The following is a 10,838-nucleotide window of genomic DNA, read 5'->3' as shown; positions in this document are numbered from 1 at the left end:
AACTATATTCTAACGGTGAGCCTGGTACATGATGACACTTAATTTTTGAACGTAATTTCACCCACCTGCGTGAAAATGTTGAGCGTTGCACTTTCGGATTGAGCCTTACCAACATATCCATGGAGTTCTTCGGCTACAATCTTTGTGGTATTTGTTTCTTTTTCAAGAGCAACCTGATTATCGATAGTTCCTATTTTTGTTGATAGATTTACATATAGAGGTGCTGGTTGATCAGGCAGAGCGAATTCGACGCTACCAACGTCAGTAGATATGTTACTGCTTTCCATACCAATTACATCCGTTACAGTAACGTCGCCGGTACCGCTGCTCACATTTAAGTGTTGGACCGACAATTCTGACTCAACGGATATGTTGCCAACTTCATTATCTATCTCAAGAGATTTGAATTCTTTATAAGGAAGACGAATCGTTAAAGATGGCAATGGCTCCGTATTTATAATCTTTAGTTTATTTTTAAGTAGAATCTGTAATGTTCCATCTTGGATCGACGTAGTCACGTTGGTATCCATTCCTTGTGAATTGCCCTTGGATACTTCCAATTCTGCTTGATTGATTTGTTTGTCGCCTATGACAGTAATGATAGCAGCGTTACTCTGAATTTTTAGGGAATGAATGTTATTTACGTCTATTTGAGAAATATCCCCTTTTACTGTATTCGAGACATTTCTAATGTCCGATGTTTCTGAATTTACATTTGTGTTTGTCGATATTGAAGAGTTTTGTTGGGACGAACTTGGTGTACTAATGGCGGATGATTCTTTCGTACATCCGGCGAGTCCGATACTGGCAGCGGCCAGGAGAATCATAGCTAACTTCTTATTGTTGTTCAAAGTTTATCTTCCTTTCTTCCCATTGGATTAAAAATATCAAATATACTTTTTCTTCATATTCATATTGACATTCGAGACGACTACCTACCCTTGAAAAACCTTGGTCAATCGAATCGTTCATACTATATGCTCCATACTCTTTTCTCCACACTCTCTCCCATAACAATATCCTACAGGACGTAATCTTCTTTTTTCTTACTTTACTCTTACGAATTTCTTAAGCTGACTCTATGTGCGATGATTGCCGCTGTTCAAAAACATACCACGAGCCAATTTTTGAAGATCGTTCAAACTATCCAGCCCGTTAGCTTAATAAAATGAGCAGACTGCGGTAGTCTGCTCAACAATGTAAAGTATTCAACTATCGTGTCCCGGTAGCTTAATGAAGTATCGTCAGTCTAATACTATATTTTTGCAACTAATTCAGCGGTGTTTCCTCATGAAGTATTCCATTAACTCATCTCTATTCATCTATTTTAAAGTCCATAATATCTCCTTGCTTCGCGTAGTGTATCAATCCATTGACTTCTTTTTGAACTCTTTTCGTTCCATTTTCATACTTCCACCAATTATCTGGCCTAGTTGTTTGATCGAATACTGGATGAAAACTATATTCAAACCATGAAGGCGCATATCTTAAAAATGTTAAATGACATCTTCGCATGTGATAAAAGGCTGTGCAGATCAGAATTCGTTTCATATTGTTTAGCCCAATATGTTTATCTAGTACAACTAAGGATTCAATCACATTCTCCTTCGTATTGGTTGAAATCGTCTCTATGATGATTGCCTTCTCCGGGATACCTCTTTCTATCGCAAACGATCGCATGGATTCAGACTCTATAAATTCCCCATTATATCCGCCTGAGAAGAGCAATCTAGACGAACGTCTCTGGAAATACAGCTCCACTGCAGCTGGCGTTCTATATTTATTGCTCGTTCTGCTAGACGGCACAACAATACAATCGCACTTAGCTTCATCATCTCGTATTCCCTGAAACAAAATCTGATGTGCGAGCTCCTTGGATACCTCTCCTTCTTCTAACTCAGATAGAAACAATTTTGACCCCCCCTCTCCTAATCATATATATGCAATTTATTGCTCGAAGGGCATATAATGGCGATTTTTGGGAAATTTACGTGACTCGAAAGTCTATCGTACACCCCTTAGCTTTTATTAATTAATTTCAATGCTTGTTGTAAATCTATATCTTCTTCAATATGTTTAGGTGTCCATTTGATATAGATTTCTGGCTGAATTCCTTTTCCGTGTAGTGGGTCTATTTCTGTTTTCTGTTTACGTCTTGATATGGGATTATCCCAACCTTGTTTCTCCTCATATCCTGCATAATCCTGATGCATGATAGATACAATTTCAGCAAATATATTTGAGTATCTCATACTATATTTCCCCTCCGTATCTTTATTAGATAAAGACTCTCATCGAATAGTTTGGTAATACTCGAACATTTTATGATCTCTTTTCGGCTTCAACATCAAATATCTAATCGCCAGTCATTACATCGCATGATGTGACCAGGGGGATATTCAAAAGCACACTCATTAATAAGTGAAAAGTTAAGCTTCCGACAAATAGTCTCCCGTTGTGAATCAACCCGACCCTTGATAGCTTACCTCTTAGGCCGGGCTGGTAATTACCATGATTTTCCCATGATTATACATCTAGTGGAATAGGAGCACAAGGTGTCGAATCGGGAAGTAGAATGACTGAAAATTATTTAGAGAATTAACTATTTGTTCAATGGTTAATTGTCGAACTCTAAGGTATTTAGCTTAACAAATCCTTCCTTCCAAGATATACGTCTCCATTCTAATGAAATCAGCCGGATTCCTTAATTCGCATGATTCCTTGCACTATCCGCTCCTTAAGACTCTCCCGCAGCGAGTAAATGACCGGTGCCGAAGGTATGTCGAACTTCAGATGGGAGTGGGGAATTTCCGTGAGTATGGTGCCGATCGGATTGCCTTGCTTGTCATGGATTACGTTCCAAAATATTCTCGATCTGTTGTCTTCCGTACCCCATTTTTCAAGCGAGTTTCGGAAAATCAAGCGCTTGGCGATTACGAAATCATTCTCTTCGAGCTTATCCATAGCGCTGAAACCGGCATCTTCCAGCTGTTCGAATATGAACGGCATAAGCTGATCCAAATAAAGACCATAGGCCGCATCTTCAATTTCAACAAAAGCAGCCGTCAATTGTTCATGCATGGATTCGTACATCGACCTCCACTCGGAATCAATATAACTGTTGGCCACCTCACTTATTTCTTCGATCACCATGTCCTGCCGGAAAATCGGGAATCCTTTCTTCACAAGCAAACGCCTCCTTCTCTTCATTTCAGTTCCATTGTACAACTTGCAAGCCAATTCGAAGGTTAAGCAAAAAAAGAGAAGGAATATCAACTAATTTTATAGAAAACCTTATACTCATGTTTAATCTTGATCTATTGTAATGAGGAGAGAGATGACGAGTTGACGATATCGATGTACCCCAAAAAAATGGCGGCGAAATTCATGATAAGCGCCAGTACGATAAGGAATTACGAGGCTAAAGGCCTAATACCTCCAGCTGAACGATCATTAAATGGCTATCGAGTTTATACGGATCAGCACGCAGCCTATCTGTCGTGTATCCAAGCCATGGCCCCGGCATTCGGAATGGAAGTGACGGCCGAGGTGCTTCGTTGTCTCCATCAGGACAAGCCACAAGAAGCAATGTGGATTATCAGGGAAAGAGAAGTCGCTCTGTACGAGGAAAAAGAGAAGTTAGAGAGGTTAATCCAGGATATTCAGATATACGCAAACGAAAATAAATCTCCGTATGCCGAGGAGCCGTTCACCATCAACAAAGCATCCGAGCTGACGCAGGTTCCCAAATCGGCGATCCGCTACTGGGAGCAAGCAGGATATGTAACGGCGGATCGGGATCCTGACAACCGATATCGTCGATACAATGGATCTCATTTGCTAAAAATCAGGTTGATTCAAGTGCTACAAAGCTCCGTGTATTCAGAAGATACCGTGAAATTTAAGCAATCCATCGCCGCGGCCGAACATACGGATCTGCAGGGGGTCATGAATGTGGCTGAGAATGTCAGGACTTATCTGGATAAGATAATCGAATCCCAGATGTGTGGGGTATCCTATTTATTCAAATTAATTCAGTTTACAAAAACCTCTAAAAAAACTTGAAAATCAACAAATAAAGAATAAAATAATAAAAGTTGAAATAAGTTTTCAATCTTACGACATCTTAGTTGATTACATTAGAAAAGAAGGAATAATTATGATGATGTTTTTGATGTTGGCTATTAGTCTGGGTTTACTATTTTTCATTCATTATTTATCGAAACAGATGATTCAAAATGAAGTTACTCTTCCAAGCACAAAAAAAAGCTTTATCATAAAGCTTTTGCAGTTCGTTAGATTTGCTCCTTTCATTGCTTTGCTTGTATTACTCGTACTGGTTTTAACAACTCTACATACAAAAGCAGGCATTCGACTCTCTCATGCATGGTTTGCCGCGCAATTTTGGGCTTACTATACGTTCCTGTATTGCATTTATATGATAACCAAGAAAAAACTGTTTCTGTTATCAATGATCATATCTTTATTCATAGCCATTTATAACACGCCATTATTTCGCTTTGAAAACCTATTTACAGGATATAATGTAGTTGTGGCTGATATTTTCGGAACTTTGATGTTTATCAATTTATGGATGGCAATATCAAGAGTTTTAGTGCAAATAAAAAATAAGTAACGTGAGACATATCAAAACACCTTCAAGCAAATGCCCTTATATAAGATATGGGTGTCAAACTTGGAGGTGTTTTTACGTTGAAAACTTGACATGTCTTTCTTAACAATTACAATTCGAAATGCTTATCTCGAAATAAACGGGATATCCATCACAGGATCATCCTTATCTCTAGGATTTCAATCTTTTGCAGAGTTTCATTAATTAAGATACTCATCCTTTAAAAGCCCGTAATAAATGAGGTCTTCATATTCACCCCATTTTTTCACATGTTGTCTCAGTGTTCCTTCGTATTTCATACCCAGCTTTTCCATTACTCGTCCCGATGCAGGATTTTTCCCTAAAAAACGTGCATAAACTCGGTTTACATTCATTTCCTCAAATGCATATTTGACAATTCCCTTCGCTGCCTCTGTACAATATCCGTTGTTCTTATGCGCTTTCCCTATCCAATAGGCCAATTCACCATGTTCAAACTTGGGATTCAGTCCGATACAGATGGCTCCGATTACATATTGCTCTTCCTTATGTACAATTGCTAGTTCGAGTGAACGATTTTCATCAAAATTAACGGCATGTGTATTGATCCATTTTTCTGCTATTCCATCCTCATAGGGATGTGGGATATACAGCGTCATCTCTGCAATATATTTATCACCTGCTAATTCTTGAACTACATTCGCATCATCTAAACGAAATGGTCGCAGCAGCAATCTTTCTAGTTCAATCGTCGGCAATTGCTTCATATTATCGTCCCCCCGTTGCGAATCAACCCTAGATAGCTTACCTCTTAGGCTGGGTCTTATATTTACAAAACTTTTCCATTATTATACATCTATCGAAAGAGGAGTACAAGATGCCGAACCTGGAAGTAGAATGAAATTAGTTGTTTTTCCACTTTTTCATTTCATATAAATGCTAAAAAGGCGGCATCATTAGATACCGCCATCTGGCTTGTAATTGGAGGGGGATTCCTCCAAATCATATGCTAGCGCACTGTCTCATCTAGATTCAACTGATTTCTTTAAATGATTATTGTCATCGCCAATGATATCTACATATTCAAGGAAATAATTCGTTATATCTTGAAGTTCATTTGGTGAGTATACGTTATCCTCAACAATCTCCACGATCACATTTACGTTCATTCGTAACACAATATGCATTAATCAAGATTAATCTCATTTTCAATGGAAAGACGTATGGATTCAGAGTGAAGCTCACCATCATTATCATTCCATGTAATCGTTAACGTAGTGCTATTATAGTTATGTATATCCTTCTTTGGTTCATCATAAGAATATTCTCTGGTTATAGAACCTATATCAATGAGTTTGGCGGGAATAGCTACAGTCCCTTCTTTAGAACTTGCTTCAGTCACATAAACAGTTTCATAATTCCCATCCAAATTCAATTCTTCAACTTTCAATTGATAAGAAGGAATCTTCTCAAAATTCTTTGGATCACCTTTGTACGCTAATTTTCCATGTCCGCGCAGTATATTACTAGGAGTAACTATTATTTTGTAATCCGTAATGTCCCACATTTCTCCGGTACCTTTGAGGTTATATACATGGACAGCAGGATGATCTACCGTAAAGTATAAGTACCCCCAAATAACATTAGAAATAATCAAGGCAGCAAATAATAAAAAGATGATTTTCTTCATTTTTTCTCCTTTAACTAACGGAATAGCTCTGAAAACTTTTGCAATATCCTATTCTGGACTGATCAATCCCATTCCGAATTATTAGCATAGATATCAATATCGAACTCGGCATTAATATCGTTTGCAAATTTAATCTGTTCTGAATCTAAGTATAATGCTGGAGTCATTCCCTCCTCAATGATTATCACGATAAAAAGCTTGTTGGTAGCTGAAACAGATATTCAAACAAAATCTCATCATTGCGATATGAATATAATTGAGCTGCTTCATTCTCTACTAATATAGAAACATTCCTAATGTATTCTCCATCAACACTTAAGGAATTACTTATTTGATACTCATGATCATCCCTACCTCTAACATTTCAATCTATTGCAGCGTTTCAATTCAGTACCATCGTTTTCAATTCAGTAAGCTCATCAAAAAAATCGCGGTTTCGAAAATCCTGTAATTTACTGTCTATTAAATTCAAAGATTCTTTAGATTCTAACATTTTATATTGAACCAACAACTTCAATGCAGATAGATGCACTTCTTCATCATCATATTCTGAAGCTACAAATATTAATTCATCAGTTATTTGTTCCACTAAATCCACTGACCATTTTATTAATACGCACTCTATAATCCAATACTTCCAAATCATATCTTCACTTTTTAGCGCTTCTTTAATAGATGGTATCAAAGGTTCTTTTATTGAGACCAAAAATTCAGATATTCTTATAGCTCCCGGCCAATTTATATCCATAAGCCATTCTAAAAGATCAGGAAGTATTTTATGTACTCGCGGATATCCAATTTCTATTAATACATCAGCAGCATGATCCCAATGACTTTTATCAATCGGTTGAACTAGAATTTTGAGCTCCTCATCCTTCAATTTTTTGAATTGAATCTTTGCTTCTTGAAGTTTGTCGGATGAAGTATCCCCCTGCAGATAAGTTAATAACTGTTTTATATCGTCCATGTGACTCTCGCCCCTCCAGCTCCATGTTATTTCGATAACATTTAGGTGACATCCTCTATTTTGTCTCTTGGGAAAAGATTAGAGCAAGAATATCTGATTAGCTGATGCATCAATCTTTTGCAATCCTTTCAACTATTCTTCCCACTCATAATCAAATACCTCACAAAACTCTTTCGTCTCAAGATTCCTCTCAAAGGCACATTGAGGCTCCCGATCTATAAAAGAAAGAATCGAATCATCTATATTTAATACCTTGCCTATCGAAATAAATTGATAATTATCGATATCATCAGGATCGTTTTCTTCTTCTTCATACCCCGTAAAGAAACTCCATCCCGTATCCGATTCTGAGCCTTCATTAGGAAAGTCCCTTACCATAAAATTAAATTCATTTCGCTCCAATACATCGTTCGTTACAACAACCTTCTTCTCAAAATAATAATCCCAATTGACAGCGCTAGGATCGTGATGCATCGTGTCACAAATATGTTCGATTCTAAAATGGATTTCTTGACCGAAAACCAGATCCTTAATAGAAACCGGCTCATTCCGTAATGTTCCAATCAGTTCATCACCTGATCGATGGATGATTTCAACCCACATTCTCTCCCCACAATATTCTGCATCTTCTTCATCACTAAGAAAGCTAAGCTTGACCAACTCTCCAACCACAATCTTGTTCAATACATACTCACTAGGCACATAAAACGTATAGGGAGCTTCCTTATGCCTTTCTACAACACTGTCCAAACTCCATGTCATTCCGTGTATCTCCTTTGCAATTTCAGAGTCGCTCTACTTTATCATCTGATATTATCCGGTGGTTGCTGAGCATGTCTTATAAGCTTTCCTTTCGAATCTCTTAAACCATCTAACGAAGTTGAGTTCTCTACTGATTGGAAGGAAGCCGGGAAGGCTGCCATGAAAGCAACCATCTCCTCGTTAATTGTCATCCCTAATGCGGCTGTCAGAGCCGGATGAAGGAAAAACGCTTCTGCTACCGTACGATTCAAATCTGTACTATAGGGAACAAAACTGCCTTCTCCGGTTTGCTGAAGGTTTAATGCCATCTGACCATCGCTAGCAAAATCAGTATCTTTGAGGCTAACCACTTTGCGGTCAGGATAGCGATCAGATCTATAATGAATTTCCAATTTATTAATATCATAAACCAGACTGAAAGCAGTATCTTCCCTTCGAATGGCTTGCAGCACATCGAAGGCAAATCCTATCTCAGCAACCTGCCTATCCAGATATGCTGCTGCCCGACTGAACCGTTCCTGGGAATTCCGTTCGTAATCTCCATATTCCATACGCCATTTCCCATCATAATCCTTCCAATCTCTAATCGCCTTAGGATATGACGTGTTCGCCATTACGGGCACTGGGAATTCTTCTCCTTCGTAGATTGATAACTCCCCATTCGCGAACTCGAAAATCGCACAGCCCCCTATTTGATCACAAACCATATAGTGAAGCCGCGACGTCGGATTAACGATCTTGACACGCCCCGCCTTATCCTTCACTTCTTGCACGGAAGCGCATGTATCTAGCATTAGTTGAATCCACTGCAGCTCCCCTATGGCCGGTTGGTTCTGATCGTCAGGATAGCTGGACTGCCAGAATGTCGTTTGCTCCACCACAAGGCCGGCTTCATTCATGCCCCCGTTGGGCATTTCCTTGCCAACTTGTGATATCGTGATGCTTCCATACTTGGAGGTCCATTCCATCGGGCGGTTCGGGGGCATGACCAACGCTGACTTGGCTATTCCCCTGTGGTTCGTGAATAAGTAAGCTCCATCATAGGGGACGTCTTGATTTTTACCAAGTAAACTCACACCCGTCTGGTTCATGTATACAGTTGTACTCATGGTTATTCTTTGCCCTCCTGGAGTTTATTAAATAGCTCATCTACTTGTCCTGCATTTAGCCTATCGAGAATGACATCGAATATAGCCCCAACCCGGTCATCCTCCTGTTCCAATGCTGCAGCTACTCTATCGAGGCGGATTTGGTTCCCCTGCTCTCGCTGAAGCTGCCACTTCTTCTCCTGATAAGGGAAAATATCTTCAACTTCTGCTCCCATCGCCTTCAGCCCAGCTATTTTCTGATCTAGCAGCAGCATATGGAGCTCAGTTTTGGCTAACGGTGTCAATAGCTTCACAAAGCGCTCCCCATCTACAAGCATAGTCTCTTGAACCTCAAAATAGCTGATGAGCGCCTTCAGCCTTTCTTCCGGAATCGGTCTCCGCTTCTTGATCCAATCTGAGAATTGTTGCGGGGTAATATTGAGCTCACGACCTATCCCGGAATACGACTGCTCGTTGATCATGACAAGATACTCCAATACCGTCTTGTACTTGACTATCTGTTGATCCTTCAATGGAATCATCCTCTGACATATTTTATGTCAAGATCATAAACTAATGACATAAAGTATGTCAATCAATTATTGATTCATTTATGCAATTTTTTATGCAAAAAATCCCCACCATATCCGATAAGGGCTTGTTATGATGCCGTCTAAAGTTCCTTCTTCTTCGAATCACGTTCTTTAATATTGCAATCGTTGTACAGCTGCCTGCTTCAACCATTCTTGTAACCCATCCGTACTAATAAAATTATCGGTTCCAATTCGAATGAACGGAAACAATATTCCATTTGATTCTATACCCTTCCTTAACATTAATTCTTCACTGGAAATGATGGCTCTTACCTTAGATTCTGGAATATGTAAGTACGCAGCTGTTTCCTCGATCGTCATGAGCGGTTGATATGCTTCTTTTCTGGTTCCATCCATCTTTAACCCACTAGCGGAAGATTGACTAATAATGATACTACTAACAACAAGAGAAAGACCCACAAGGAACGAACAGATGATTGCACTAAGATTTAGTTGCTTCATGATTTGTCCTCCTTTAAATAAAATCACACATAGTCAAACCAAAGAACATTCTCACCTCTCCCATTACTATACATTCAATCCCCTATAAAAGTTTCCACGAAATAATAAATGAAAGAACCCTCCCGAAAGGAAGGGTCTCAACCTACACAACCAAATACCATTACTTCTTTGCTGCATATTTCCGCATATCGAAGGCAACAGCCGCAACGATAATCGATCCTTTAATAATCAACTGCCAATACGGGCTTACGCCGATGAAGGTTAATCCGTAGTTAATAACCGTAAAAATAAGCACGCCCGTCACTACACCTGGAACCGTTCCAATGCCCCCGGTAGTCGACACGCCGCCGACTACGCAAGCGGCAATCGCATCCAACTCGTACATATTCCCGTAGTTATTCGTCGCTCCCCCGGTTCTTGCCGCTTCGAGAACCCCAGCCAGGCCATACAGCGCGCCGGCAATGGCATAGATATACACTAGGTTTTTGCCCACGTTAATGCCTGATACCCTTGCTGCCTGCTGATTCCCGCCTATCGCGTACATGTTCTTGCCCAATCTCGTTTGGTTGAACACAACCCATACGATAAACGCAACTGCGATTGCAATCACCACAATAATCGGAATAGATACACCGCCATATCCGATGCTTCCTGTTCCGAAATA

The 10,838-nt window shown here is 39.4% G+C and carries 15 protein-coding genes; 2 read left to right on the top strand and 13 right to left on the bottom strand.

Annotation, left to right across the window (positions count from 1 at the left end; all coding sequences use genetic code 11):
* Window positions 1-38 precede the first annotated feature (38 nt).
* From AZ66_RS21870 to AZ66_RS21855, 4 genes are all read right to left on the bottom strand, one after another.
* Entirely contained in the window at window positions 39-851 is an 813-nt protein-coding gene (locus AZ66_RS21870) for a DUF4097 family beta strand repeat-containing protein (RefSeq protein WP_028532466.1), read from the bottom strand.
* 463 nt (window positions 852-1,314) lie between these two features.
* Window positions 1,315-1,911 (bottom strand): YdcF family protein, encoded by a 597-nt coding sequence (locus tag AZ66_RS21865; RefSeq protein WP_044356773.1) that lies wholly within the window; start codon window positions 1,909-1,911, stop codon window positions 1,315-1,317.
* Window positions 1,912-2,018: 107 nt separating this feature from the next.
* On the bottom strand, window positions 2,019-2,252 hold the full coding sequence (locus tag AZ66_RS21860) for a hypothetical protein (RefSeq protein WP_044356772.1): 234 nt from the start codon (window positions 2,250-2,252) through the stop codon (window positions 2,019-2,021).
* A 439-nt stretch (window positions 2,253-2,691) separates the two neighbouring features.
* Entirely contained in the window at window positions 2,692-3,186 is a 495-nt protein-coding gene (locus AZ66_RS21855) for a DUF6022 family protein (RefSeq protein ID WP_052648750.1), read from the bottom strand.
* 159 nt (window positions 3,187-3,345) lie between these two features.
* Here AZ66_RS21855 and AZ66_RS21850 point away from each other — a divergent pair, with 159 nt between their 5' ends.
* Complete coding sequence (locus tag AZ66_RS21850) at window positions 3,346-4,065, top strand: MerR family DNA-binding transcriptional regulator (protein WP_231586990.1); 720 nt, start codon at window positions 3,346-3,348, stop codon at window positions 4,063-4,065.
* Between the two features lie 97 nt (window positions 4,066-4,162).
* Window positions 4,163-4,636: a hypothetical protein gene (locus AZ66_RS21845; protein ID WP_044356774.1), complete on the top strand. Its 474-nt coding sequence runs from the start codon at window positions 4,163-4,165 to the stop codon at window positions 4,634-4,636.
* 197 nt (window positions 4,637-4,833) lie between these two features.
* Here AZ66_RS21845 and AZ66_RS21840 read toward each other — a convergent pair whose 3' ends face one another.
* The 9 genes from AZ66_RS21840 to AZ66_RS21805 all read right to left on the bottom strand — a co-directional run.
* Window positions 4,834-5,379 carry a GNAT family N-acetyltransferase gene (locus tag AZ66_RS21840; RefSeq protein ID WP_044356768.1) on the bottom strand — a complete coding sequence of 182 codons (546 nt, stop codon included), beginning with the start codon at window positions 5,377-5,379 and terminating at the stop codon, window positions 4,834-4,836.
* Window positions 5,380-5,798: 419 nt separating this feature from the next.
* Complete coding sequence (locus AZ66_RS21835; RefSeq protein WP_044356767.1) at window positions 5,799-6,302, bottom strand: hypothetical protein; 504 nt, start codon at window positions 6,300-6,302, stop codon at window positions 5,799-5,801.
* Between the two features lie 62 nt (window positions 6,303-6,364).
* Complete coding sequence (locus AZ66_RS33615) at window positions 6,365-6,490, bottom strand: hypothetical protein (protein WP_331436926.1); 126 nt, start codon at window positions 6,488-6,490, stop codon at window positions 6,365-6,367.
* Window positions 6,491-6,684: 194 nt separating this feature from the next.
* Window positions 6,685-7,269 carry a DUF5071 domain-containing protein gene (locus AZ66_RS21830; protein WP_044356765.1) on the bottom strand — a complete coding sequence of 195 codons (585 nt, stop codon included), beginning with the start codon at window positions 7,267-7,269 and terminating at the stop codon, window positions 6,685-6,687.
* 132 nt (window positions 7,270-7,401) lie between these two features.
* Window positions 7,402-8,031: an immunity protein Imm33 domain-containing protein gene (locus AZ66_RS21825; protein WP_044356764.1), complete on the bottom strand. Its 630-nt coding sequence runs from the start codon at window positions 8,029-8,031 to the stop codon at window positions 7,402-7,404.
* Between the two features lie 41 nt (window positions 8,032-8,072).
* A complete protein-coding gene (locus AZ66_RS21820) occupies window positions 8,073-9,140 on the bottom strand; it encodes a linear amide C-N hydrolase (protein WP_044356763.1) in 1,068 nt (355 codons plus the stop codon).
* Between the two features lie 2 nt (window positions 9,141-9,142).
* The gene (locus tag AZ66_RS21815; protein ID WP_156160042.1) at window positions 9,143-9,652 is read right to left on the bottom strand and encodes an XRE family transcriptional regulator; all 510 of its coding nucleotides are present in this window, start codon (window positions 9,650-9,652) and stop codon (window positions 9,143-9,145) included.
* Between the two features lie 171 nt (window positions 9,653-9,823).
* Window positions 9,824-10,174, bottom strand: coding sequence for a helix-turn-helix domain-containing protein (locus AZ66_RS21810; RefSeq protein WP_044356761.1), 351 nt, complete (start codon window positions 10,172-10,174; stop codon window positions 9,824-9,826).
* 160 nt (window positions 10,175-10,334) lie between these two features.
* The coding region (locus AZ66_RS21805; protein WP_044356759.1) for an ABC transporter permease subunit at window positions 10,335-10,838 on the bottom strand (504 nt) is incomplete at its 5' end.

The sequence above is a fragment of the Paenibacillus sp. E194 genome, assembly GCF_000935845.1.
GTDB classification, from domain to species: domain Bacteria; phylum Bacillota; class Bacilli; order Paenibacillales; family Paenibacillaceae; genus Paenibacillus_B; species Paenibacillus_B alvei_B.
Note: the sequence above shows the minus strand (reverse complement) of the source record. Positions and strands in the feature narration are given on the sequence as shown.

What these genes read in the sequence shown, in the direction of transcription:
- AZ66_RS21860 (WP_044356772.1), bottom strand. Translation starts at nt 2,252, where the DNA reads ATGAGATACTCAAATATATTTGCTGAAATTGTATCTATCATGCATCAG.
- AZ66_RS21845 (WP_044356774.1), top strand. Translation starts at nt 4,163, where the DNA reads ATGATGTTTTTGATGTTGGCTATTAGTCTGGGTTTACTATTTTTCATT.
- AZ66_RS21840 (WP_044356768.1), bottom strand. Translation starts at nt 5,379, where the DNA reads ATGAAGCAATTGCCGACGATTGAACTAGAAAGATTGCTGCTGCGACCA.
- AZ66_RS21835 (WP_044356767.1), bottom strand. Translation starts at nt 6,302, where the DNA reads ATGAAGAAAATCATCTTTTTATTATTTGCTGCCTTGATTATTTCTAAT.
- AZ66_RS21830 (WP_044356765.1), bottom strand. Translation starts at nt 7,269, where the DNA reads ATGGACGATATAAAACAGTTATTAACTTATCTGCAGGGGGATACTTCA.
- AZ66_RS21825 (WP_044356764.1), bottom strand. Translation starts at nt 8,031, where the DNA reads ATGACATGGAGTTTGGACAGTGTTGTAGAAAGGCATAAGGAAGCTCCC.
- AZ66_RS21820 (WP_044356763.1), bottom strand. Translation starts at nt 9,140, where the DNA reads ATGAGTACAACTGTATACATGAACCAGACGGGTGTGAGTTTACTTGGT.
- AZ66_RS21810 (WP_044356761.1), bottom strand. Translation starts at nt 10,174, where the DNA reads ATGAAGCAACTAAATCTTAGTGCAATCATCTGTTCGTTCCTTGTGGGT.